The sequence below is a fragment of the Pararhizobium sp. genome (assembly GCF_965279435.1).
Classification (GTDB): domain Bacteria; phylum Pseudomonadota; class Alphaproteobacteria; order Rhizobiales; family Rhizobiaceae; genus Pararhizobium.
On record NZ_CBDIHY010000003.1, the window covers coordinates 4211984 to 4236075 of the forward strand.

Here is a 24092-nt window from a genome sequence, read left to right on the forward strand (position 1 = left end):
CAGATGACCATCACGTTCAGGAGCGAAACGTTCCGCGACGACTTCACCTTCCGCAACAGCCTCACCAATATCAGGCGCTTTCCCTTTCCCTTCGACCGCGACGAATACATGTATTCGGTCAATATGGAGCCGCATACTCGCGGCAAGGCCGATAGCGTTTTTGAAAACCTGATCGACGTTGACGAGCATTATGTCGCCGAGATGCAGGACCGGGCGATGGTTCTGAAGGACGATCCGCTGCGCTGCCAGGCGCTGCCGCATATGATGGCGGCGCAATGGGATGTGCTGGAACTGCTGATGGAGCATCAGGCCCAGGACTATCCCGAGCACTTTACTCTGACAAAGGACGGCGACCGCTGGCGCTGGATCAACCGGCCGATGGGTATCGACGACACCTTCACCTTCGGCGATCCCTCCACCCTGCCCTATCCGCCGATGGAATACATCACCCGCCAGGCCCAGGGTGATTTCTGCATCGTCGATCAGCGCGACAACAATCTCTGGATGGACGCCGGGATGGTGACCACCCAGGCCGACTGGTCGCTCGATTTCGATATCGGCATGAACTTCATGGAATGGCATGGCCCGGTGCCGCTCGCCCACCAGATTGGCGTGTTCGACCGGGCGCTGAAATTCCTGCTCAACCTGCAGCAGGGTAAGCCAACCCGCCGCCTCAACTGGACGATGACCGTCAATCCGAGGCTCGATACCTCACCGGAAAACTATCACAAATGGGGCCCCGACCGCCTGACCGTGACGCCGGAGAATGTGGGCGAGAAGATGCACCTGCGCGTCGAACTGCAGAGCCTGTGGCGCCTGCCGCGCTCCAACGCCATCCTCTTCGTTATCCGCTGCTACCTGATCAGCCTCGACGAACTGGTGACCGTCCCCAAATGGGCCCGCCGCCTGCCACGCGTACTGCAAAGTCTGCCGCCTGAGATCATCGACTACAAGGGCCTGACCCGCAACCGCCCGATCATGATTGACTGGCTGGCGAAATACGATGACGGGGCGCCCACGAGTGCGGGGATTTATCCAGATTGAGACGTGGTCAGGGCAATCCTCTGGCTCCGTCATTCCCGTGCTTGCCACAGGAATCCAGCCACGCGACGTCCGTCGCGTGAAAAGAGTCTTCTAGCGGCGCAGACGTGCCGCTGCTGGATCCCCGCCACAAGGGCGAGGATGAGGGAGAGAAAAGCGGTCGAACGAATATCAAGACAAGGGCGCCAAAAATGCGTCTGAAAACAAAGGGAACAGACAGACATGACCAGAGTAGCCGTGATCGGCGCGGGACCCTCGGGCCTCGCTCAATTGAGAGCCTTCCAGTCCGCCGCCCAGAAGGGCGCTGATATCCCCGAAGTGGTCTGCTTCGAAAAACAGGCCGACTGGGGTGGGCTGTGGAACTACACCTGGCGCACTGGGCTCGACGAATACGGCGAACCCGTCCATGGCAGCATGTACCGTTACCTCTGGTCGAACGGACCGAAGGAATGCCTGGAATTCGCCGACTATTCCTTCGAGGAACACTTTGGCAAGCCGATCGGCTCCTACCCGCCCCGCGCCGTACTCTGGGACTATATCAAGGGCCGGGTCGAAAAGGCAGACGTGCGCAAATGGGTGCGATTCTCGACCCCGGTACGCATGGTCCGCTTCGATGAGGAATCCAAGACCTTCACTGTTACCGCCCACGACCGCGTCAACGACGTCATGTATGACGAGATCTTCGATTATGTCGTCGTCGCCTCCGGTCATTTCTCGACACCCCACGTCCCCTATTTTGAAGGCGTCAAAACCTTTGGCGGCCGCGTCCTGCATGCCCATGATTTCCGCGATGCACTGGAATTCAAGGACAAGAACGTGCTGATCGTCGGCCGCAGCTATTCGGCCGAGGACATCGGCTCGCAATGCTGGAAATACGGCGCCAAATCGGTGACCACCACCTACCGGTCCAAGCCGATGGGCTTCAAATGGCCGGAGCGTTTCGAGGAGCGGCCGCTGTTGCAGAAGCTCGTCAACAAGACGGCGCATTTCGCCGACGGATCGACCAAGGAAGTCGACGCGCTGATCCTGTGCACCGGCTATCTCCACCACTTTCCGTTCCTGCCCGACGACCTGCGCCTGAAGACCGCCAACCGGCTCTGGTCCGACAATCTCTACAAGGGCGTGGTTTACGAGGACAATCCGCAGCTGATGTATATCGGCATGCAGGACCAGTTCTACACGTTCAACATGTTTGACGCCCAGGCCTGGTTCGCCCGCGACGTCATCATGAACCGCATCAAGCTGCCCTCAAAGGAGGACATGAAGGCGCATTTCGACACATGGCGCACCCGCGAGGAAACGCTTGAAGATGCCGAACAGATGATCTGGTTCCAGGGCGATTACGTCATCGAATTGCTTGCAGACACCGATTATCCAAAGTTCGACGTCGAGGGCACCAACCAGACCTTCATGGAATGGGAGCACCACAAGGGCGAAAACATCATGGGCTTCCGCGACAACGCCTACAAATCGCTGATGACTGGCACGATGGCGCCCAAGCACCATACGCCATGGCTGGAAGCGATGGACGATACGCTGGAAGTCTACCTGAAGAACTGATCGCATCTCGCTGATGACATAGCCGAAGGCCAATGCAATGGGCTTCGGCGCAGCAATTTCAACTAGCCCACACATTTCCAAGACATATCAATAACCTCCCCGCTCGCCCTCCAGCCATCATCGGATTAGCCATGGACTTTCTGAGCAGCGTTCTCGGCCGCATGAATGGATTTCTCTACCGGTGCCGGGCTGACGAGCACTATACGATGCTCGACATGACCGACGGCATCCAGCGGATCTTCGGCTACCGGATGGACGAGATCGTCGGCAACCGTGTGCGCACCGTCACCTCGATCATGTGCGAAGACGACGTGCCCGCCATGGACGCGGTGGTCGGAAAGGCGCTGGAAAGCCGCACCGATTGGACGCTCGAATACCGCATCCGCCACAACAGCGGTCATTTCGTCTGGGTGACGGAAACCGGCGGTGGTGTCTGGGATGAAAACGGCGAACTGCTCTATCTCGAAGGCAGCATCGTCAATATCGAATCCCTCTACCAGCGCATCGACGAACAGACCGCCGACATGCGCGCCACAGCCTCTCGAACAGCCGAAATCCTCCATTCCCTGCGCTACCTGAAACTGCTTGCCGTCAACGCCGGCATCGAAGCCGCCCGGGCCGGAACAGCCGGCGCCGGCTTCGCCGTGCTTGCCTCGGAAATGCGCACCCTTGCCAACGATTCCGAAGCGGTCGCGCGGCAGATCGCGACTGCACAGGGCAAATAGGCTTGGGATCTACAGCTGTCGAAGCTGTGTCGTCACGACCGCGGCTTCAGCTTCTGCGGATCGTAATGCGCAAACGGCACGATCCGCGCCGGCAGCCGCTTCTGCTGGCCATCGAGCTTGCCGATCTCCACTTCCGTACCGATTTCCGAATGCAATACATCCATCCGCGCCAGCGCGATCGTCTTCTTCAAAAGCGGCGAGCGCGTCGCGCTGGTGACGACGCCGACCTGGGCGCGGCCGATATGCACGGTGTCACCGTGGCCGACGGCATCATTGGCATCGATATCGAGCCCGACCAGTTTGTAGCGCGGGTTTTCCTTGCGCTTGATCAGTGCGTCGCGGCCGATGAAATCCTCGGTCTTTGATTTCAGCGGCACGGTAAAGCCGATACCGGCCTCGAACGGGTCGGTCTGGTCGGAGAAGTCATAATGCGCAAACACCAGACCGGCCTCGATGCGCACCATGTCGAGTGCTTCCAGCCCCATCGGCTTCAGCCCATGTTTTTGGCCTGCCTCCCAGACAGCATCGAACACGGTGAGTGCGTCCTTCGGATGACAGAAGATTTCGTAGCCGAGTTCGCCGGTATAGCCGGTGCGCGAAACAACGACCGGCGCACCTTCGAAATGGCCGATGCGGCCAACGGCGAAACGGAACCATTCCAGCTCGCCGATCGACGGCTGCGATGGCGCTGTCCAGATGATTTCCTTGATGATCTCGCGGCTGTTCGGCCCCTGAACAGCGAGGTTGTGCATCTGGTCGGTGGAGGAGCGCACCCAGGCCTTGTAGCCCATCTTTTCCGCCTGCTCACGCAGCCAGATGCCGCTGACATCGTCGCCGCCGATCCAGCGGAAATTGTTCTCGCCCAGCCGGAACACCGTGCCGTCGTCGATCATGCCGCCATTCTCGTAGCACATCGCCGTATAAACCACCTGCCCCGGCGACAGTTTGCGGATATCGCGGGTGACGCAATATTGCAGCAGCGCCTCGGCGTCCGGCCCGGTCACTTCGAATTTCCTGAGCGGCGACAGGTCCATCACCACCGCCTTTTCCCGGCAGGCCCAGTATTCCTCGATCGGCCCCTCATTGTTGAAGCGGTTCGGCAACCAGTAGCCGCGATATTCGGTATGATTGCGCGTCAGTGCCGACAGGCGTGGATGGAAGGCGGTTTCCTGGGTCATTTCGGGCTCTGCATCAGGGGTCATTCGGATGGCGACGGCGCGCGAGAATTTTTCCTTGTCCGAATAGGTACGGACATGAATGTCGGTCGGGTTCCAGGCATTGGCTGCATCGATATCGTCGGGGCAGGACGACGAGACGCAGACGAGATCGGTCAGCGCCCGCATCAGCACATAATCGCCCGGCCGCGACCAGGGCTCATCGAGATAGAGCTGGTTCTGGTGATCGACATTGGTGTTGTAGAAATAGTTGAGCGCTTCCCAGCCCTTACGCGGCGCGATCCCATAGGGCGCCAGCGCATCGTTGAAGTTATCGGTGCAATTGACATGCCCCGGATAACCCATGTCGTCGTAATAACGCGAATTGCAGGCGGTGGCGAACGCATCATGGCGCCCAACCGTATCCTGAACGATCTCCACAAGCGGCTCGAAATCGCGGTCGAAAGCCTTCGACGGCAGGCCGGGCGTCGGATAGCTGCGCCCAAGAAGCGTGCGCGTCACCGTCGCATCGAGCGCCAGATCCAGCCCCTTGTCGACCTTGCGGGCCGAAAACGCCTGGAAATCGGTGCATTGCCGTCCTGAAACGTCGATAACCTGAATGAACTCGCCGGCCCGCACGAAATAGGCCGAAGCCCTCGCCGCCTTGATGCGCAGATCCTGCACGGGATCGGCCATTGGTTCGGGCAGCATTTCCTCGTAGGTGCGTTCAATTCGGGAGCGGGTCACCCGCAGTTCGAGCGCAGTCGCGGTATTCTGTACTTCTGCATCCATTGGTGGCGCGGGTGCTGCGACAATCATCAAACCGTCGAGCGCAATCGTCAGTTCGGCCGAAGCGCCCGGCGACGAACTTTCACCGAACAATACCAGCACTTGGGCTCCAGCCGGATCGACGTTGCGCCGTTTCAAGGCAGACAGCGTTCTCCGCGCACTGTCCTCATCGCGGGCAAGTATCTCCTGTAATCCAAGAGCGGCCCGTGAAAACCCGACGCCAAGCCCGGCCGCATTGAACCGCCCCCCAGCATCGATGAAGCTGACCTCGCAAAGCTGTCCACCCTCGATATCCTTGATGCTGATCCGGTCGCCAGCCATCACCTTGATGACCGTCGCGCCGCGTCCCTTGACGCGGTAACGCTCGACGCCGGGGGCAAGCGCCGGAATGCCCGGCCGCAGAATCGTGCTGGGCCGCGGCGGCATCAAGGTGCCGGCAAATCGTCCGGAATCAGTCATCTCAGCTCCCACCCGAAGGCACAGTCGGTCCAGCGATCTATAAGCGCCACGTTATGCACCGGCAATATGGCCAAACTATCCTATGGGAGCCCTTGGAAAGTAAAGAGAGACTTGACCGAGAAGAAAAAAAATTCACTATGAAGATAAGTTGCGGTCGCGAAATTCAAACGGGAACAGGTGGTGACACTGCGAAAACGCAGGCCCATCCAGCGAAGAAGCCGCAGCGAAAACCATCCCAAAGGGAACGCGCGGCAACGCGCTTCAAGACAAAACTGGTCGAGGAGACTGTTTATGGCATCTATCGTTGAGACCGACGGGTCGACCGCTGCGCCCAGCACCGGCCTGATCCGCGCGCTGGACTGGAAAGGGGCATTCTGGGTCGCTGCCGGCGTACCGCCGCTGGTATTGTTTTCCATCGGCGGCATTGCAGGCACGACAGGCAAGCTCGCCTTCGTGGTCTGGATCATTTCCATGACGATGGGCTTTTTACAGTCCTTCACCTACGCTGAAATTGCCGGCATGTTCGGCAACAAATCCGGCGGCGCGTCGATCTACGGCGCCACCGCGTGGCTGCGCTATTCGAAATTCATCGCGCCATTGTCTGTGTGGTGCAACTGGTTCGCATGGTCGCCGGTGCTGTCGCTCGGCTGCGCGATCGCGGCGGGCTATATTCTGAACGCCCTGTTCCCCATTCCCGGTGCGGACAGCCCGGCGGTGATGGAATGGATCAACGCCAATATGGCCACACTAACGGCCGAAAGCCCGCGCGTCGCGGAATGGCTTGCGGCCAATGCCGGAAAGGCGCCACAGGATGCGATTTCCGCTCTCCTGTCGACCGATGCCATCGCGGCACTGACGCCGGAAATCCGCAGCTGGTCGCTGATCACCTTCGACATTCCTTTCCTCGCCAAGGCCAATCTCAACGCCACCTTCGTCATCGGCGGCATCCTGATGCTGGTGATCTTTGCCATCCAGCATCGCGGCATCCAGGGAACGGCGAGCGTCCAGAAATGGCTCGCCATCATCGTTCTGCTGCCGCTGCTGATCATCGGCCTCTATCCGATCTTCTCCGGCCAGATCGACAGCGCCAACATCACCAATCTGGTTCCGCCGACCGCCGGTTATTCCGGCATTGACGGTGTGTGGAGCAATGGCGGCTGGACGCTGTTCCTCGGCGGCCTCTATATCGCTGCCTGGTCGACCTACGGCTTTGAAACAGCTGTCTGCTACACCCGCGAACTGAAGAACCCGAAGACCGATACCTTCAAGGCCATCTTCTATTCCGGCCTGCTCTGCTGCCTGTTCTTCTTCCTCATCCCCTTCACCTTCCAGGGCGTTCTCGGCCATGCCGGCATGCTCGCACCCGGCATCGTTGATGGAACGGGTGTTGCGGAAGCTTTGGCAAGCCTCGTCCATGGCGGCCGGATCGTTACCCAGCTGCTGGTGATCCTGATGATCATGGCGCTGTTCCTCGCCATCATGACGGCTATGGCCGGTTCGTCGCGCACCCTGTACCAGGGCTCGAAGGACGGCTGGCTGCCGAAATACCTCGATCACGTCAACGAACACGGCGCACCCACCCGCGCCATGTGGACCGACTTCGCCTTCAACCTGATCCTGCTCGCCATCGCCTCCGACGTCGCCGGTTACTTCTTCGTGCTGGCCGTCTCCAATGTCGGCTACATCATCTTCAACTTCCTCAATCTCAACGCCGGCTGGATCCACCGGATGGACTCCAGCCACATCCAGCGCCCCTGGAAGGCACCGACCTGGCTGATCGGCCTCAACACCGTTCTTGCCTTCGTCAACGCGCTGTTCCTTGGTGCCGGCGCCAAGGTCTGGGGTTATTCCAACGCGCTCTGGGTCGGCTTCATCTTCGCCGCCCTCATCCTGCCGGTCTTTGCCTATCGCCACTATGTGCGCGACGGCGGAAAATTCCCGGCAGGCGCAATGGAAGATCTGGGCCTCGTCGGCCAGGACCTCGGCGTCAAGAAAGCCGGTATCCTGCCCTACGTGGCACTCGCCGGCGGCCTCGCCGTCGTGCTTGCGGCGAACGCCTACTTCCAGCTGCCGGTCTGATCAGATCGGAGTAAGATGAGACAGGGCCGCGCATCGAAAGGTGTGCGGCCCTGTTCATTTAAGAGATATGGCTGGCTTTGCAGGATGCCTTGACACATCCGCCAATTAAACCTGTAATTCGGCTGCCCGCCCACAGGCAAGTTACAAGCAGCGAGTTCCCATCATGACCGACGAAAGCCCGGAAACGAAACTGACGCTGTCCAAACGCCGCTGGGCCGAACAGGGCAAGTTCCTGACGGGAAAAATCTATCGCCCGGAAACCGACCGCCTGCCACCGGGTCAACATCTGGTCACCAACTGGCCGGTGCTTGATCTTGGCCAGCAACCGCGTATCCAGCAGGCGGAGTGGACACTGCAGATCGTCGGCGGCGTCGAAAATCCCGTCAAACTCGACTGGGATGCGTTCCACCGGCTGCCGCAAAGCCGCAAACTGTCGGACATCCATTGCGTGACGACATGGTCGCGCTACGACAATCGCTGGCGGGGCGTTTCGCCCCATGATCTGCTCGATCTTGTCATGCCGAGACCAGAGGCCAATTTCGTCATGCTGACCAGCTATGACGGCTACACCACCAACCTGCCGCTCGCCGATTTCGCCTCGGAAGACGGAATTCTCGCAACGGCATGGGAGGGCGAACCATTGACGCGCGACCATGGCGGCCCGATGCGCCTCGTCATCCCGCATCTCTATTTCTGGAAAAGCGCCAAATGGCTGCGCCGCATCGAATTCCTTGTCGGCGATCAGGCCGGTTTCTGGGAAAAGAACGGCTATCACATGCTCGGCGATCCCTGGCGCGAGCAACGCTACTCGAACGACTGATCGTCAGGTTTGTACCGCAGCTTGCGTCTGCGGACAGTCCGCTTCCGTCTTTTCGCCGACAACCTCGAACAGCTGCAGCGCAGTCGCGCGGCCCTTGACTTGTGCCTCCCCAAGCGAACGAAAGGCAATTGCGTCGCCACACAACGCCACCACGGCGCTGCTGGCAAGAATCGCCGTGCCATAAACCTTGTTCATGCCTTCGAGACGGGAAGCCACGTTTACCGTGTCGCCCATCGCGGTATATTGCAGCCGCTCCCTCGCCCCGACGCTGCCGACAACTGCCGTGCCCGTATGAATGCCAAAGCGTGTACGCAATTCCGGCAGCCCCTGCGCCTTCAGATTGGCGTTGAACACCTTGAGTTTTCTCTCCACCGCAAGCGCGCAGCGACAGGCATTTTCCGCGTGATGCTCATCGGCAACCGGTGCGTTCCACATGGCGAACACCGAGTCTCCGAGAAACTGGATGATCTCGCCACCATGCGCACCGACGGTCTCATTGAAGATGTCAAAATAGTCCGACAGCAGCGCCACGACCTCTTCCGGCGTCCGCTGCTCGCTCAGCGTCGTGAAATCGTAGATATCGGTAAACCAGGCCGTCACCTCCTGCCGCCGCGCGCCCCTGCCCGCAAACTGCCCGGATTCAATGCCCTTGCGCACCAATTCCTTCGGCACATAGAGCGCGAACGTGAAGATCGCATCGCGCGCGCGGTTCATCGCCCGGCCAAGCGTCGATATCTCGGTGACATGCGAGGACACGTGGCTTGGCGCCGTAAAGTCGAGATCCTGCAGCCGGTTGGCGCTGGCGGTCAACCGGCTCAGCGATTGCGTGATCAGCCGGGCCATGAACAGCGCTGCAAGCAGGCCGAGGATGACAATGGCTGCGGCGATGGCAAGTCCCTGATAGAGATTGCGATTGGCGGTGGCCGTCAATTCGTCGAGCGGAGCTGCCACCACGGTCCGGTGTCCTGCAAGCAGCAGCACCGATTTTACCGATGTCGCCATGATGATATAGGTGCGGCCCTCGATATCGGCGAAACTCACCCCGTTGCCGGTTGGAAGATTGGCCTTGATGCCGGAAAGCAGCGGATCGACGGGCCTTGAAACATCCAGCTCCCCCTTCTCCTTTCGCGCCGTCATCCGGGCCATCAGACCGCGATCCGAATGCATGATCGGCTGGCCCGCCGCGTCCATCACGAAGGCGACGGTGTCGGTGGTCAGGCGTTCACGCGCAATGAAATCGGTAATCGTGCCAAGGTCGATATCGGCACCGATGACGATGCCGCCATTGCCGCTATGTGCCTGGGAAATGCTCATGCCCAGCGCGCCGGTCGTCACCATCGTATAGGGACCGATTGCGGCTGGCATCGTGCCGTTGACTGCAGCCTGGTACCAGGGACGTTTCCTCGGATCGAACCCCGTTGGCATAAGACGCCGTTCCAGCATCTGATTGCCGTCCTTGTCGAGAAAGATCAGCCGGTTGCTGCGGTCCCCGGTCGGCTCCACCTGCATCGAACGAACAGCGATTTCCGCCGCATCCGGTGCATTGAGGGCGGTGCGCCACGCAGGCGCGCTGAGGTCGACAGCCTGAATGAAGGCTCCATCGGGATAACCAGCATAGATGCCATCGAGATTGGAAGACTGGGCGATGATCTCGCGCAGCAGCTTGATCTTGTCGTTCATCCGCTCGGGCGGCGGCACCAGCAAGGAGTTGGCGATCGAGGCGGTGAACCCCACCAGCGCCGTCGTCCGTCCGGACAGAATCGCCAATCGATCGATCAGGCGTTCGGAAAAGGCCCGCATGTCAGCCTCAGCATTGATCAGCGCCGCGTCGCGCGCCCGCACATAGCCCAGACTGATCAACGTCCCGGAAACGGCGATCAGCAAAGCCGCCATCGCAAGCCCCAGAAGCGATCTCAGCGGCTTGGTCCAGACTGTCGGCCTGCCTTTTGCGGCAGGCCCACCCGTTACTTCCGACATGCTTTGCCTCTGACCCCTAATACGCCAATAAAATCCAAAACTTGGAGTTGAATGAAGACTAGCAGCCGGTGGTAATTTCGTACAGGAAAACCATGAAGCTGCAGGCAGCCTGAGTGTGGCCTACCGGCGCTCGGCCGGAGCAGCCGAAACCTCGGCAGCAGCCTCCCGGATCGTCTGCATCAGGATCGCCAGCGGCATTGAGGGAATAGCATTGGCCCGCATCGTCAGCCCGACGGGTCCCTTGGTCTCGCTGGTATCGATCGGCAGGGCTGCCAGCATTCCGTCCTCGATATCACCAGCCACGACACCAGCCGAAATAATCCAGATGGCATCACTCGCCCGCACGAAAGCCCTCCCGAAGGAATCGGACACGGTCTCGATCTGGTTGGGCAGGCTGGCAATACCGTTGGTGATCAGGAACCGCTCGACAAACGGCCGGATGATCGACGCGCGTGTCGGCATCAGCACCGGATAGACGCCGAGATTATCGAACACCGACTGTTTGGCCGACAGCAGCGGGTGACCGCTGCGCACAACGAAGACGACCTGCTCGGAATAGAGGTGCTCGAAGGAAAACCCGGTCATCTGCTCAGGCGCTGCAAGCCGGCCGACGACCAGATCAAGATCCCCAACCCGCAGCTGTTCCAGAAGCACGGCATTTTCGCCGGTGACGATCTTGATCCGGCTGCCGGTTTCCTCCTTGAGGAAATTCGCCATGGCCTGCGGCATGATCCGGGTGGAAACCGTTGGAAGCGCACCGATCCTGACCGGTGGTCCATCGCCGGAGCGCACCTGCGAGACAGAATCCAGCCCTTGGCGTAGCGCCGTCAGCGCCGCCCCCGCATGCCGCAGAAAAGCCTCGCCATAGCGGGTGATCTTGATGCCGCGGCCGTCCCGCTCGAAGACGGCAACACCGAGAACCTCTTCCAGTTCACGGATGGTCTTGGTCACCGCCGGCTGGCTGACATGCAGCAGGTCGGCCGCCTTCATCACGCTCTTCTGGCGGGCGACCTCGACAAAGGTCTGCAAATGGCGGAATTTCACACGAGCGTCGATCATGGCAACTCATAACTCTGGAGTTAATGATAGGCAATAAAATGTCATTTTACCGAACCAGATTAAAGTTCCAATCTGTTTCCCGAGGAGAATTTCCGTGCAGTTTGCCCGCATCAACGACGCCACGCTTCACTATCAGGTCATTGGTGCTGCCAATGACAAGCCGGTGCTGGTCTTTGCCAATTCCCTCGGCACCGATTTCCGCATCTGGCGCGATGTGATCGTCCGTTTCGCCGGCGACTTTGCCATGGTTCTCTACGACAAGCGTGGCCATGGCCTCTCCGATGTCGGCGACATGCCGTATTCGATGGACCTGCACGTCGCCGATCTCGCCGGACTGCTCGATCTGCTATCGGTCAAGCAGTCAATCATCTGTGGCCTGTCGGTCGGCGGCCTGATTGCGCAGGGCCTCTATGCTGCCCGGCCCGACCTCGTGCGGGCGCTGGCGCTCTGCGACACCGCCCACAAGATCGGCACGGCGGAGTTCTGGAACACCCGCATCGCCGCCATCGAACAGAACGGCATCGGTAGTATTACCGACAGCATTCTCGAACGCTGGTTCACACCCGCCTTCCGCCGGCCGGAAAACAACGCCTTGCACGGCTATCGTAACATGCTGATCCGCCAGCCGGTAACCGGTTACATCGGCACCTGCGCTGCCATCCGTGATGCCGATTTTACCGAAGCAGCCAAACGTATCGCCGTTCCGACCATTTGCGTCGTCGGCGATCAGGATGGCTCGACGACGCCCGATCTCGTCCTGTCGACGGCCAAGCTCATTCCCGGCGCGCATTACGAAGTTATCAAGGATGCCGGCCATATCCCCTGCGTCGAACAGCCGGAAATGCTGACCGCCGTGCTGCGCGCCTTCATCGATACCATCCTGTCTGGAGAAAAAGCCCATGAGTGACGCCGCAGTTCCCACCGAACGTTACCGTCAGGGCCTGGCCACCCGCCGCGCTGTGCTGGGCGACCGTCACGTCGATAGGGCACAGTCGGCGACCACCGATTTCGATCAGCCGTTTCAGGAGTTGATCACCGAGGCCGCCTGGGGGAACCTCTGGTCGCGGCCGACCTGGACGAAACGCGAGCGCTCGATGGTCACCATCGCCCTGCTGGCCGCGCTTGGCCATGACGAGGAAGTGGCGATGCATGTACGCGCCACCGCCAATACCGGCGCCAGCCGCGAGGATATCGGCGAAGCGCTGCTGCATGTGGCGATCTATGCCGGTGTTCCCGCCGCCAACCGGGCGATCAAGATTGCCAAGCAGGTTTTCGAACAGATGGACGCCGAACAAGCGGCATGAGGCGAAACGATGTCTGATCTTTCCAACAAGAAGCCTGAGACCGGTGCATTCTTCCAGCGTGACCGCGCCTGGCATGCCCCTGCCCTGACGCCGGGCTACAAAACCTCGGTGCTGCGCTCACCGCAAAAGGCGTTGCTGTCGCTCGACGGCACGATTTCCGAGATCACCGGCCCGGTCTTCGGCCATTCCCTGCTCGGCGAACTGGACAATGACCTGATCCACAATTTCGCCCAGCCCGGCGAAAGCGCCATCGGCGAGCGCATCATCGTCCACGGCCGCGTGCTCGACGAGCGCGGCAAGCCTGTTACGGGCGCGCTGCTTGAATTCTGGCAGGCCAATGCCGGTGGGCGCTACCGCCACAAGAAGGAAAGCTATCTCGCCGCACTCGACCCCAATTTCGGCGGCTGCGGCCGCACGATCACCGATGAGGACGGCAGCTACCGCTTCCGCACCATCCGGCCCGGCGCCTATCCCTGGCCGAACGGCGTCAACGACTGGCGCCCGGCCCATATCCACTTCTCGATCTTCGGCCACGGTTTTGCGCAACGGCTGATCACCCAGATGTATTTCGAAGGTGATCCGATGATCTGGAAGTGTCCGATCGTCACCACCATCCCAGACAGGAGTGCCATCGAACAGTTGATCGCCCCGCTGGACTGGGCCAACACCATTCCGATGGATGCACGCGCCTACAAATTCGACATCGTCCTGCGCGGCCGCCGTTCGACGCTGTTTGAAAACCGGATGGAGGGCAATTGATGGTCCAAGATCTCGGCTACCGGAAGGAATCGCCGTCGCAGACGGCCGGTCCTTACGTCCATATCGGCTGCACCCCGAATTTCGCCGGCATTACCGGCGTCTACGAAACCGACCTCGGCACCACCATGGTCAACGACCGGACGCTCGGCGAACGCATCACAGTGCGCGGCCGGGTGATCGACGGTGCCGGTGTGCCGCTGAAGGATGCGCTCGTCGAAATCTGGCAGGCTGATGCCGCCGGCCTCTACAACAGCCCGTCGGACCTGCGCGGTACCGCCGACCCGAATTTCACCGGCTGGGGCCGCTGCCCGACCGGCACTGAGGACGGCATCTTCACGTTCGAGACCATCAAGCCCGGCCGCGCGCCCTACAAGGACGGGCGCAAGATGGCCCCGCATATCACGTTCTGGATCGTCGCCCGCGGCATCAATATCGGCCTGCATACCCGCATGTATTTTGGCGACGAGCCGGAAGCCAACGCCGAAGACCCGCTGCTTGCCCGTATCGAACACCGCCACCGCGTCACAACCCTGGTCGCGCCACGCGACGGATCGGTCTATACGTTCGATATCCATCTGCAGGGTGAAAAGGAAACCGTGTTCCTCGACATCTAGCAGGCTGCTGATAAAGTCATTCTGTTGGCATTTGGTGGATCATTTTAGAAATTGCGCGCTTACCAAATCCTCCGTCATTCCTCTGCTCGTCACAGGAATCCAGCCAGCTCAAGTCATTGAGCTGAAAGAGTCTTTTGACCCGACAGACGTCGGGTCGCTGGATCCCCGCCACAGGGCGAGGATGACGGAGAGTGGTGTGCCGCCTTCGTTAAATCATCATATTCAGGGTTTTTCAGCAGCCTGCTAGAGCCCCGGGAACCTAGGACAGCCATGACCGCCTCGGTGTTCGACCACCCCTATCTCTCAGGTCTTCTCGGCGACGAGGAAATATCCACCTTCTTCTCGGCGGAGGCGGATATCCGCGCCATGCTGTGCTTCGAGACAGCCTTGGCGCAGGCACAAGCCGAACACGGGATTGTTTCAAAGGAATCGGCAACCCGTATCACTGAGGCCTGCGCCACATTCCAGCCCGATGTCCTTGCCCTGCGCCACGCCGTTGCGAGCGATGGCGTGGTGATCCCCGAACTGGTCCGGCAATTGCGCAAGGCGGTTGGGGGGGAAGCGGCGGAAAAAGTCCATTTCGGCGCCACCAGTCAGGATGTTATCGACACCAGTCTGATGCGGCGGTTAAAGGCGGCTTGCGCCGTCATTTCCAACAGATTGTCGCAACTGCTGGGTTCGTTCGACGGTCTTGGCCACGAGTGGGGCGGACACCCGCTGATGGGCCACACGCGCATGCAGGCCGCGATCCCGATCACTGTCGCCGATCGCCTCGCCGCCTGGTCATCGCCGCTTGCCGATTATCGCGACAGGCTGCAGGAAACGTCATTCCCGGTGCAGTTCGGCGGAGCCGCAGGAACACTCGAGAAACTGGGCGATAAGGCCGGCGCCGTTCGGGCAACGCTGGCCGAAAACCTTAGCCTTTCCGATCGGCCACAATGGCAAAGCCAGCGCGCTATCATCGCCGATCTCGCCCATCTCCTGTCGTTAATATCAGGCAGTCTTGGAAAATTCGGCCAGGATATCGCTCTGCTGGCCCAAGCCAGTGATGAAATCGCGCTTTCGGGTGGCGGCGGCTCATCCGCCATGCCGCATAAGCAGAACCCGGTGGCCGCAGAAACACTGGTATCGCTCGCCCGCTTCAACGCCGTCCAGCTTTCCGGCATTCACCAGTCGATGGTGCATGAACAGGAACGTTCCGGCGCTGCCTGGACCCTGGAATGGATGATCCTGCCGCAAATGGTGATCGCTTGCGGCGCCAGCACACGGCTCGCCTCCACGCTTGCCGGCCAGATCAAGCGGCTTGGCACAGCAAGCGCATAGAGCACGCATTCTCTTCCAACGAAAAACCCGCGCATCTTTCGATACGCGGGTTTTTCAGTCTCTGGCGAGCAGGCTGTACCTACTCGCCCGAAAATCAATCAGTTGGTCTTGTTCTTGAACGGCTTGCGCTTAACACCCTCGGTCGCAGGCTTGTCAAACTTCGGCTTGTCGAATTTCGGTTTATCGAATTTCGGCTTGTCGAAAGCAGGCTTGCCGGCCTTCTTGGTCCAGGGCTTGCTGTCGGTCTTTTCAGCCGGGCGGTTGTCGGCCTTCGCAAAATCGGGCTTGCCCTCGAACTTCCGCTTTGGCTTCTCGCCGTTCCAGTCGGCCTGCTTGGCCGGATATGGCTTCTTGCCGGCAAACGGCGCACCACGCGAGCCGCCGGACAGATCAGGCATGCCGTCAAGCTGCGTCACGGTGATGCCCTTTTCGAGCGCCCGCTTCGGACCGATCGCCTCGACGAAACGATCCACCCACTCGCGAGCGATCTCGATATAGGTTTCTTCGGTCTGCATCTTGATAGCGCCGATTTCCTGCTTGGTGATCTTGCCTATGCGGCACAGCATCGGGATCAGCCAGCGTGGTTCGACACTCTGCTTGCGGCCAGCCGACAGCGAGAACCAGACGCTGTCACCGAAATCGCCACGCGGAGCCCTTGGCTCGCTGCGTTCCGGGCGGTCGCCACGGTCGGGACGATCGCCGGATGGGGTATAGGACGGTGTGTCCATCAGATCTTCCGGTGCCGAGCGGCCCGCACGCGCTTGTCGCAGGAAAGCTGCAGCCACCTGGTCTGCACCGTGCTTTTCCAGCAATTCGCGGATGAAATCGGCTTCGTCGGGCGTGATTGCTTCGGTGAGCGCCGGATCGGCCAGAACCCGCTCGTCATCACGGCGGCTGACGTCGTCGGCCGATGGCGGACGGCCCCATTCGGCATTGATATTGGCGTCGCGCAGCAGGCGTTCAGCCTTGCGGCGCGCACTGTTCGGCACGATCAGCGCGCTGACGCCCTTGCGTCCGGCGCGGCCCGTGCGGCCACTCCGGTGCAGCAGCGTATCAGGATTGGTCGGCAGGTCGGCATGAACCACCAGTTCGAGGCCGGGCAGATCGATACCGCGAGCAGCAACGTCGGTGGCAATACAGACGCGGGCGCGTCCATCGCGCATCGCCTGCAGCGCGTGGGTGCGCTCGTTCTGGCTGAGTTCGCCGGACATGGCAACAACAGCGAAACCGCGATTGTTGAAGCGCGCCGTCAGATGGTTGACGGCAGCACGCGTCGAGCAGAACACCAGCGCATTCTTCGCTTCATAGAAGCGCAGCACGTTGATGATCGCATTTTCGCGGTCGGACGGCGCAACGGTCAGCGCCCGGTATTCGATATCAAGATGCTGCTTCTGCTCGGCCTGGGTCGAGATACGAATGGCATCTTTCTGGTAGCTCTTCGCCAGATTGGCGATCGAGCGCGGCACGGTCGCCGAAAACATCAGTGTGCGGCGGTCGGCCGGTGCTGCCTCGAGAATGAATTCGAGGTCTTCACGAAACCCCAGATCGAGCATCTCGTCGGCTTCATCGAGAACGACGGCCTTCAGGCTCGACATGTCGAGGCCGTTGCGGCGGATATGGTCGCAGAGACGGCCAGGGGTACCGACAACGATATGGGCGCCACGATCGAGCGCGCGCCGTTCGCTGCGCATGTCCATGCCGCCAACACAGGAGACCACGGTCGCGCCGGTCAGCTCATAGAGCCATTCCAGTTCGCGCTTGACCTGCAGTGCCAGTTCGCGGGTCGGTGCGACGGCGAGCGCCAAAGGCGCGCCTGGCTGGCCGAAGCGGTCCTTGCCTTCGAGCAGCGTCGAGGCAAGCGCCAGACCGAAAGCCACGGTCTTGCCCGAACCGGTCTGCGCCGAGACCAGCGCGTCCCTGCCTTCGAGTTCAGGGCCCAAAACAGCCTTCTGAACCGGCGTCAACTCTGAATAACCGCGCTTGCTCAATGCCTGAGCGATCGCCGGAGCGATGCCGTCTAACTCTACCATATGTTTATCTTTCGGAATTCGGATGTCATGCGTTCCTCGGTCGATGAGGGTAATCGCAGTCCCCGCAGCCGGCACGTCGCCAGCCAATACATGCGCGCCTCATACTGCGCCTGAGCGCAATTGTACAGAGCGTCACGATGCTGCACTGCAAAAACGCGGCGGAATAGCACCAAACAGACGGATTGATAGCCGTGAAAACGGCCATATCTCCATCATGGACATATGGCCGTTCAGTTTTAAGCATCAGGACTTGACGCAGGCGCGGCTTAACTCGTGAGGCGCGGTGTATGCACGACCATATTGAAGAGTGTCTTCATGGCCCCCCCGAGGTTTTGCGATGGCGGCACTTCGAAATAGTAGCCGGGAGAAGCACATTCCTGCATTTTCGTACCGATCGTGGGCTGGAAAGGTTTGATCCACGAATTGTACCAGTCATTGTTTGGAAGCGGCAGATAGGTCGTATAAAGGACCGCGATCTTGATGCCTCGCGCCTTCAGTGCAGCGCAGCTTTTCGTATCAATGGGTTCCTGACAACGGCTACCGCTCAGCTTGGCCGTGCACCCTTTCGGCTTATAGCTGTCGCCGACACCATCGGACACGAAGAACACGACCTTTTCCGGAGTTGCGGCCGTTGAACCATCGCCCGGCGTGCCAATTTCCTCACCGATCTTTGTCAGCGCATTGTCGAAGTCGGTCTGCTGGTCATTGTTGTATCCCTGCTTGGGAATGCTCATCAATTTGATGCCCTCTGCGGTCCTTGCCACCTGGGAAAGATCACCGTTCAAACCCGCAACCTTGAGCAATTTGGTATCCATAGCGGTCTCACCAAACGTATAGGTCGCCATACGGTACTGGTCGGGATAGCTCCGCTGGAGCTTGGCCTCATCGGTCAGTTGCGCCACCGCCTTTGCCACCGCATCGATACGAATGGAGATGCCGTTCTTCTTGGCGATGGCATAGTTGCTACCGGTGTTAGGCACGCCCTGTTCCGAGACGATGTGGCACGCAAAAGCGCAATTCTTGGAACCCGCGTCCGCCACATTCTTTGTCGCGGCGATCATTTTGTCGATGTCAGCCGTTGTCGCAGCAACCCCCATGGACGGCGTGTTGTCCAACAGCATGTAGAAGTCCATGAAAGACTGCGATTGAAAGACGGCATTGGCAGAACCGGAAACGGTAATGCTGTCCTTGCCGATAATGCGCAGGAAAGATGTCTTCAAGGTAACCTGATAGGTCAGCTTGGCTTTGATATCCTTGCCGTCCTTGGTAACGGACGCTTTGACGAGGTCGAGTTTTACGTCCTGTGATGCGGCCTTTTCCGCCTCAGTCCCTTCCTCCGCCACGCCGTTCAATGTGCCCTCGCTTTGAGCCTTGAAAAACGCCTCTGCTTCCGCCTCGCTGAGGGGAACGGGACCATCCTTGGTCATGCCGACGGCCTGCGCGACACCTGCGGACCTTTCAGCGATCGATCCAAGAACCGCCATATCGGCGGCATCCTGCAACTTCGATTTCAGGTCCATGGCGCGGCTGAAATCCACCGCTAGGCCGGCGCAGCCGAGGATGGGAACGATGGCAATGGCGCCCATGATGGCGAAATTGCCGGCCCGGTCGGCAAAAAGCTTCTTCAATATGCGCACTGTGATCCCCTGTCTCGGCATCAGCCACCCCTGGCATCGATGTATCCCTCAGACAACGGACAGTACTTACGAAACTCTAAACGGCGGTAAAAAGCAGTAGTTAACCGAAACGTAATTCAGCAGAACATTATTTTACTAGAATATGGAGCTGCACGTTCCATTTAGAAACAAATACCGCCCTTAGCTTGCCACGCGGGCGGCGCGGTCATCCACAAACGAAAGAATACAAGTTGCCGCAAGACTACACCAGTAAATATACATATGTTAAAAACGACAACCTTAGATTATTCTTGCCAGCTGGGTACTGGCACATCGGCAGGGCTCTACACCGGGCTGGTAACGCCAGTTGCCGCAGCAGCGACCAGAACAGCGGCTCACCTGACTGGCCTTTGCCACGCAGCCAGTTCGACGGCCGCTCCCTTTGAGAGCAGACGCGACAAACCATCGGTAAGCGCTGCCCGGAAGCCATCATCGCGGCTAAGATCGTCGGCGAAGACCTCGGTTATGCCCAGAAACGCCACGACGATCTGTTCCGGATCATCCAGACCTTGCGTCAATGCCGCGATGCGCCCGGCCAGCGGATCACGGACGTCAATCGCCTCTCCAGCCTCATCGAGGCCGCGTGCGTAAGACATCCATGCGGCAACCCCGAGTACCAGCCGGTCATAAGAAGCCCCTGCTCGCATACGGTCGCGGATCGTCCCGAGCAGCCGTTGCGGCAATTTTTGCGATCCATCCATAGCGATCTGCCAGGTGCGATGACGCAACGCCGGATTTTTGAAGCGCTGAATGAGGGCACCTCGATAGGCCGCCAGATCGAAACCGGCGAGCGGCGGCAGTGTCGGAGAAACCTCCTCGGACATCAGCCCGTCGATCAGCGGCTGCATGCCCGGCAAGGCCATGGCATCCGCCACCGTTTCGGCCCCGGCCAGAAACCCCAGATAGGCAAGTGTCGAATGACTGCCGTTGAGAAGCCGCAGTTTCATCGTCTCGAAGGCCGAAACCTCGGGAACAAAGACGGCGCCCGCTTCCTCCCATGCCGGCCGTCCCAGCGGAAAATGATCCTCGATGATCCATTGCCGGAACGGCTCTGTCACCACCGGCCAGGCATCGTCGACACCAAGCGCAGCCGCAATGGCAGCGCGGTCTGCATCGGTTGTTGCCGGCACGATCCGGTCGATCATGGTGGATGGCGAAGCGACATCGGCGACGAAAGCGGCCAGTCCCGGATCGCGCAGCTCGGCAAAACGGCTGACGACGCGCTTCAGCACATGACCGTTTGATGGAAGGTTGTCACACGATAGCAGCGTAAACGCAGCCACGCCCGCCGCCCGCCTTCGGGCCAGCGCCTCGACGATGAAGCCAACGGCCGATCGCGGCGCTGCCGGGTTCTGCAGGTCGTGAAGAACATCCGGATGGTTTTCATCCAGCATGCCGGTCGCCGGATTATGGCAATAGCCCTTTTCGGTGACCGTCAACGAGACGATGCGGGTCGCCGGGTCAGCCATCCGCGCTAGAACAGCTTTCGGGCCCTCCGGCGCAACAAGCATTTCGACAACGCTGCCGATGATGCGCAGCGTCTCGCCCCCACCGTCCTGAATCTTCAGCGTATAAAGCCCGTCCTGCGGTGCGAGCGCATCGCGGGTGTCAGGGCTGCGCAGCGAGACACCACAAATCCCCCAGGAGGGATCGTGTGCCAGAACATCATCGGTAAACACCGCCTGATGCGCGCGGTGGAAGGCGCCGATCCCGAGATGGACAATACCGACCGTCACCGTCGCCCGGTCATAACCCGGCTTTTCGATCCCGTCCGGTACGGGCTTCAGGGTGTCATTCGATATTCTGGTCATGATGCGGGCTGCTGTTTGGCGCGAGCGACGATCTGCGACGGGTTGACGAATTGCAGGGCAAGAATCAGCCAGAACAGCGTCGTCACCATGTAGATTACCGCCATGGCATCGATCGACTGTCCGGCCCGCACGCCGGCGGCAAAGACGGCGTAGTAGAGCGACACGACCAGCGTCTGGCTCGTCGGCCCGGCGATCAGGAAGGTCAGCTCGAACATCGCGATCGTACGCACCAGCACCAGAAGCAGCGCCGCCAGCATGCCGGGAAGCAGAAGCGGCAACAGGATACGCAGAAACAGGCTGCCTGTCCCAGCCCCGAAGACACGCGCTGCGGCCTCGATGCGCGGGTCGATCTGCTCGATGAAGGGGATCATCACCAGAACGACGAAGGGCAGCGACGGCACGAGGTTGATCAGCACGACACCCCAGAACGAGCCGCCGAGACCAATCTGGTAAAGCACCGTCGCCAGCGGAATGCCGTAGGTCAGCGGCGGAATGAGCAAGGGCAAAAGGAACAGGAGGACGACGAGGCGCTTGCCCGGAAAATCCCGCCGCGCCAGTGCATAGGCGGTGGTGACGCCGAGAATCCCGGAAATGATCACCACGGTAAAGACGATCTGGAAGGTGACGAACACGACGCTCGACAGCTGGAATTCCTTCCAGGCGCTAAAATACCACTTTGTCGTCAGACCGACCGGCAGCCAGGTGCCGAGCCAGCGGGTGGCGAAGGAATTGACCACCACGGCAGCAATCACGCCGATAAGGTTTATAATGAACAGCCCGGCAACCGCCCAGACGGCAAAACGCCAGATTTTCGACACGAGGCCCTGATCACGGATCATCGCGGCATCTCCCGGAAAAATGAGTGATGGGGCACAGGCTTTGTCAGCATCATCATCCCTTCGTCCCCCCGGTCGGGCCGCGATAGAACATCGATCGCGCGCCAAGAACAGCCAAAACGACGACCAGCTCCACCGCTCCCATGATCATCGCGATCGCGGTTCCCAGCGAATGGTCATATTGCTCGAAGGCCGCCTGATAGGCGGCAATCGAGATCACCCGCGTCGGCCCCGCCGGCGCCCCGAGCAGGACGGCGGAGGGAAAGACGGCAAAGGCCTGGACGAAAGCAAGACAGAAGGTGACGGCAAGCCCCGGCACCAGCAGCGGCAGGAAGACTTTCGTGAACCGCTGGCGCGCATTGGCGCCAAGGGTGGCGGCTGCCTGCTCTATCGCCGGATCGATGCCGGTGACGTAAGACAGCGTCAGAAGGAAAGCGAAGGGAAAACCGGTAATGACCAGCGAGGCAAAGACGCCCCAATAGTTGTTGGTGAGCTTCACGGGTGCATCCAGCAGCCCGACAAGCACCAGCACGCGGTTGAACCAGCCCTGCGGTCCGAGAAACGTCAAAAGCCCATCGGCAACGAAAACCGTACCAAGCGTGATCGGCAGGACAAGGATCGTCGTCAACAGCCGTTGCCGCGTCATCAACCGGACCCTGAAGGCAATCGGTACGGCAAAGGCCAGGTTGACGATCGTCACCGGCAGCGCCAGCCAGAGCGTCGATGCGATCGTACGGTATTGGAAGGGATCGCTGAAGAACGTCACATAGTTGGCATACCAGGCCCCCTCCTTCGGCATCACCGAATCGGCAAGCCCGTAGAAAAACGGATAGATGAACAGCCCGAGCATGACGGCGAGCCCGGGCAGGATCAGCAACGTCGTGCCATCAAAACCGCGCGCGGCAAGCCGGGTGCGAAGCGACGGCGTGCTCATGCGCCCGCCCCCTTGAACAGCAGCGCCCGGCCGGTGGCAGGTTGCAACGTCGCCGATGCGCCGCGTGGCAGAGCCTGTTCGGCGCGGAAATAGAGATCGGAACCATCAGCCGACTTGGCCAGCCCGAAAAAGGCACGGCCGCGATATTCCATATTGACCACAGTGGCGGGCATGCCGTTGCCATCCTCGACGGCGACAAGATCCTCCGGCCGCACCGACAGCACCGCCGCATCGCCGACGGCAAGCGGCTCGCGCATCGTGCCGGTCAGCTGCGCCCCCGCCACTTCGATGCGGGCTTCGTCACCGGATATGCCGGTCACTCGCCCAGCAATGCGCGTGCGAAAACCCATAAAATCGGCAACGTCGATATGATTGGGCCGCTGATAAAGATCCTGTGGCGAGCCGATCTGCATGATCCGGCCCTGGTTCATCACGACGATCCGGTCGGCCAGCGACAGCGCCTCGTCCTGATCATGCGTCACGTAAATGGTTGTCGAGCCGATCTGGTCATGGATGCCGCGAATTTCGGCGCGCATCTCAAGTCTCAGCTTGGCATCGAGATTGGACAGCGGCTCGTCCATCAGCACGACCGGCGGCCGGATGACGATGGCGCGGGCAATCGCCACGCGCTGCTGTTGTCCGCCGGACAGTTGCCCCGGCAGCTTGTCGATCTGGCTTTCCAGCCGGACCAGCGCCAAAGCCTGTTCGATACGCCGGTCGGCCTCGCTGCCGCGAACACCCTGCATGGTCAACCCGAAGCCAACATTGCGGCGCACGCTCATATGCGGAAACAGCGCGTAGCTCTGAAACACCATGCCGAACCCGCGCTTTTCCGGCTCCAGCTGATCGATGCGGTCGCCGCCGAGCCGGATTTCGCCGCCCGACAGGGCAAGAAGCCCCGCAACGCAATTGAGCGCCGTCGACTTGCCGCAACCGGAGGGTCCGAGAAGGGCGATGAATTCGCCAGGCTCGATCGCAAGATCGATGCCATCGAGCGCGGTATAGGCGCCGAACGAGCGGCGCAGGCCATCCAGCTCAAGGCGGGCCGTCTGTTTGGGCGAAAGCACCGCCGCTGCGGTCTGAACCGGCAAATTCAAGGTCGTCTCCTCCACGTCGATAGGCAGTTTGAAACGGCGGCGAAA

General features: G+C 60.4%; 19 protein-coding genes. 10 read left to right on the top strand and 9 right to left on the bottom strand.

What is annotated here, in order from left to right; all coding sequences use genetic code 11:
* The first annotated feature begins 3 nt into the window (after nt 1-3).
* From ACQY8Q_RS26135 to ACQY8Q_RS26145, 3 genes are all read left to right on the top strand, one after another.
* Entirely contained in the window at nt 4-1044 is a 1041-nt protein-coding gene (locus ACQY8Q_RS26135) for a heme-dependent oxidative N-demethylase family protein (protein ID WP_428429423.1), read from the top strand.
* A gap of 219 nt (nt 1045-1263) precedes the next feature.
* Complete coding sequence (locus ACQY8Q_RS26140) at nt 1264-2601, top strand: NAD(P)-binding domain-containing protein (protein WP_428429424.1); 1338 nt, start codon at nt 1264-1266, stop codon at nt 2599-2601.
* A 131-nt stretch (nt 2602-2732) separates the two neighbouring features.
* Nucleotides 2733-3326, top strand: a complete 594-nt coding sequence (locus ACQY8Q_RS26145; RefSeq protein WP_428429426.1) for a PAS domain-containing protein — start codon at nt 2733-2735, stop codon at nt 3324-3326.
* Between the two features lie 32 nt (nt 3327-3358).
* Here ACQY8Q_RS26145 and ACQY8Q_RS26150 read toward each other — a convergent pair whose 3' ends face one another.
* Nucleotides 3359-5728 carry a DUF1989 domain-containing protein gene (locus tag ACQY8Q_RS26150; RefSeq protein WP_428429427.1) on the bottom strand — a complete coding sequence of 790 codons (2370 nt, stop codon included), beginning with the start codon at nt 5726-5728 and terminating at the stop codon, nt 3359-3361.
* 291 nt (nt 5729-6019) lie between these two features.
* Between ACQY8Q_RS26150 and ACQY8Q_RS26155 the strand changes: the two genes are divergently transcribed.
* The gene (locus tag ACQY8Q_RS26155; RefSeq protein ID WP_428429429.1) at nt 6020-7807 is read left to right on the top strand and encodes an APC family permease; all 1788 of its coding nucleotides are present in this window, start codon (nt 6020-6022) and stop codon (nt 7805-7807) included.
* A gap of 163 nt (nt 7808-7970) precedes the next feature.
* A complete protein-coding gene (locus ACQY8Q_RS26160; protein WP_428429431.1) occupies nt 7971-8627 on the top strand; it encodes a sulfite oxidase-like oxidoreductase in 657 nt (218 codons plus the stop codon).
* A gap of 3 nt (nt 8628-8630) precedes the next feature.
* Here ACQY8Q_RS26160 and ACQY8Q_RS26165 read toward each other — a convergent pair whose 3' ends face one another.
* Both ACQY8Q_RS26165 and pcaQ read right to left on the bottom strand, forming a co-directional pair.
* Entirely contained in the window at nt 8631-10604 is a 1974-nt protein-coding gene (locus ACQY8Q_RS26165) for an adenylate/guanylate cyclase domain-containing protein (protein WP_428429432.1), read from the bottom strand.
* Nucleotides 10605-10724: 120 nt separating this feature from the next.
* A complete protein-coding gene (gene pcaQ, locus ACQY8Q_RS26170) occupies nt 10725-11663 on the bottom strand; it encodes a pca operon transcription factor PcaQ (RefSeq protein ID WP_428429434.1) in 939 nt (312 codons plus the stop codon).
* A 94-nt stretch (nt 11664-11757) separates the two neighbouring features.
* Here pcaQ and pcaD point away from each other — a divergent pair, with 94 nt between their 5' ends.
* From pcaD to ACQY8Q_RS26195, 5 genes are all read left to right on the top strand, one after another.
* Nucleotides 11758-12570, top strand: a complete 813-nt coding sequence (gene pcaD / locus ACQY8Q_RS26175) for a 3-oxoadipate enol-lactonase (protein WP_428429435.1) — start codon at nt 11758-11760, stop codon at nt 12568-12570.
* The gene (gene pcaC, locus ACQY8Q_RS26180) at nt 12563-12967 is read left to right on the top strand and encodes a 4-carboxymuconolactone decarboxylase (protein ID WP_428429436.1); all 405 of its coding nucleotides are present in this window, start codon (nt 12563-12565) and stop codon (nt 12965-12967) included. Before pcaD ends, pcaC begins: the two co-directional genes overlap by 8 nt.
* A 9-nt stretch (nt 12968-12976) precedes the next feature.
* Nucleotides 12977-13726: a protocatechuate 3,4-dioxygenase subunit beta gene (gene pcaH / locus ACQY8Q_RS26185; RefSeq protein WP_428429438.1), complete on the top strand. Its 750-nt coding sequence runs from the start codon at nt 12977-12979 to the stop codon at nt 13724-13726.
* A complete protein-coding gene (gene pcaG / locus ACQY8Q_RS26190) occupies nt 13726-14340 on the top strand; it encodes a protocatechuate 3,4-dioxygenase subunit alpha (RefSeq protein WP_428429439.1) in 615 nt (204 codons plus the stop codon). The genes pcaH and pcaG overlap by 1 nt, the downstream gene beginning before the upstream one ends.
* A 270-nt stretch (nt 14341-14610) precedes the next feature.
* A complete protein-coding gene (locus tag ACQY8Q_RS26195) occupies nt 14611-15663 on the top strand; it encodes a 3-carboxy-cis,cis-muconate cycloisomerase (protein ID WP_428429440.1) in 1053 nt (350 codons plus the stop codon).
* A 98-nt stretch (nt 15664-15761) separates the two neighbouring features.
* On the opposite strand, the gene ACQY8Q_RS26200 is transcribed toward ACQY8Q_RS26195, so the two are convergent.
* The 6 genes from ACQY8Q_RS26200 to ACQY8Q_RS26225 all read right to left on the bottom strand — a co-directional run bounded on the left by ACQY8Q_RS26200 (nt 15762) and on the right by ACQY8Q_RS26225 (nt 24047).
* The gene (locus ACQY8Q_RS26200) at nt 15762-17693 is read right to left on the bottom strand and encodes a DEAD/DEAH box helicase (RefSeq protein ID WP_428429441.1); all 1932 of its coding nucleotides are present in this window, start codon (nt 17691-17693) and stop codon (nt 15762-15764) included.
* 266 nt (nt 17694-17959) lie between these two features.
* The gene (locus ACQY8Q_RS26205) at nt 17960-19351 is read right to left on the bottom strand and encodes a TadE/TadG family type IV pilus assembly protein (RefSeq protein ID WP_428429442.1); all 1392 of its coding nucleotides are present in this window, start codon (nt 19349-19351) and stop codon (nt 17960-17962) included.
* A 353-nt stretch (nt 19352-19704) separates the two neighbouring features.
* Complete coding sequence (locus ACQY8Q_RS26210; RefSeq protein ID WP_428429443.1) at nt 19705-21180, bottom strand: mannitol dehydrogenase family protein; 1476 nt, start codon at nt 21178-21180, stop codon at nt 19705-19707.
* Nucleotides 21177-22019, bottom strand: a complete 843-nt coding sequence (locus ACQY8Q_RS26215) for an ABC transporter permease (protein WP_428429445.1) — start codon at nt 22017-22019, stop codon at nt 21177-21179. Before ACQY8Q_RS26215 ends, ACQY8Q_RS26210 begins: the two co-directional genes overlap by 4 nt.
* A gap of 52 nt (nt 22020-22071) precedes the next feature.
* Nucleotides 22072-22950, bottom strand: a complete 879-nt coding sequence (locus ACQY8Q_RS26220; RefSeq protein ID WP_428429446.1) for an ABC transporter permease — start codon at nt 22948-22950, stop codon at nt 22072-22074.
* The gene (locus ACQY8Q_RS26225; protein WP_428429447.1) at nt 22947-24047 is read right to left on the bottom strand and encodes an ABC transporter ATP-binding protein; all 1101 of its coding nucleotides are present in this window, start codon (nt 24045-24047) and stop codon (nt 22947-22949) included. The genes ACQY8Q_RS26220 and ACQY8Q_RS26225 overlap by 4 nt, the downstream gene beginning before the upstream one ends.
* Nucleotides 24048-24092 lie beyond the last annotated feature (45 nt).

Excerpts from the sequence above, each read along its gene's own strand:
- ACQY8Q_RS26135 (WP_428429423.1), top strand. The coding sequence starts at position 4 with ATGACCATCACGTTCAGGAGCGAAACGTTCCGCGACGACTTCACCTTC.
- ACQY8Q_RS26140 (WP_428429424.1), top strand. The coding sequence starts at position 1,264 with ATGACCAGAGTAGCCGTGATCGGCGCGGGACCCTCGGGCCTCGCTCAA.
- ACQY8Q_RS26145 (WP_428429426.1), top strand. The coding sequence starts at position 2,733 with ATGGACTTTCTGAGCAGCGTTCTCGGCCGCATGAATGGATTTCTCTAC.
- ACQY8Q_RS26150 (WP_428429427.1), bottom strand. The coding sequence starts at position 5,728 with ATGACTGATTCCGGACGATTTGCCGGCACCTTGATGCCGCCGCGGCCC.
- ACQY8Q_RS26155 (WP_428429429.1), top strand. The coding sequence starts at position 6,020 with ATGGCATCTATCGTTGAGACCGACGGGTCGACCGCTGCGCCCAGCACC.
- ACQY8Q_RS26160 (WP_428429431.1), top strand. The coding sequence starts at position 7,971 with ATGACCGACGAAAGCCCGGAAACGAAACTGACGCTGTCCAAACGCCGC.
- ACQY8Q_RS26165 (WP_428429432.1), bottom strand. The coding sequence starts at position 10,604 with ATGTCGGAAGTAACGGGTGGGCCTGCCGCAAAAGGCAGGCCGACAGTC.
- pcaQ (WP_428429434.1), bottom strand. The coding sequence starts at position 11,663 with ATGATCGACGCTCGTGTGAAATTCCGCCATTTGCAGACCTTTGTCGAG.
- pcaC (WP_428429436.1), top strand. The coding sequence starts at position 12,563 with ATGAGTGACGCCGCAGTTCCCACCGAACGTTACCGTCAGGGCCTGGCC.
- pcaH (WP_428429438.1), top strand. The coding sequence starts at position 12,977 with ATGTCTGATCTTTCCAACAAGAAGCCTGAGACCGGTGCATTCTTCCAG.
- pcaG (WP_428429439.1), top strand. The coding sequence starts at position 13,726 with ATGGTCCAAGATCTCGGCTACCGGAAGGAATCGCCGTCGCAGACGGCC.
- ACQY8Q_RS26195 (WP_428429440.1), top strand. The coding sequence starts at position 14,611 with ATGACCGCCTCGGTGTTCGACCACCCCTATCTCTCAGGTCTTCTCGGC.
- ACQY8Q_RS26200 (WP_428429441.1), bottom strand. The coding sequence starts at position 17,693 with ATGGTAGAGTTAGACGGCATCGCTCCGGCGATCGCTCAGGCATTGAGC.
- ACQY8Q_RS26205 (WP_428429442.1), bottom strand. The coding sequence starts at position 19,351 with ATGCCGAGACAGGGGATCACAGTGCGCATATTGAAGAAGCTTTTTGCC.
- ACQY8Q_RS26210 (WP_428429443.1), bottom strand. The coding sequence starts at position 21,180 with ATGACCAGAATATCGAATGACACCCTGAAGCCCGTACCGGACGGGATC.
- ACQY8Q_RS26215 (WP_428429445.1), bottom strand. The coding sequence starts at position 22,019 with ATGATCCGTGATCAGGGCCTCGTGTCGAAAATCTGGCGTTTTGCCGTC.
- ACQY8Q_RS26220 (WP_428429446.1), bottom strand. The coding sequence starts at position 22,950 with ATGAGCACGCCGTCGCTTCGCACCCGGCTTGCCGCGCGCGGTTTTGAT.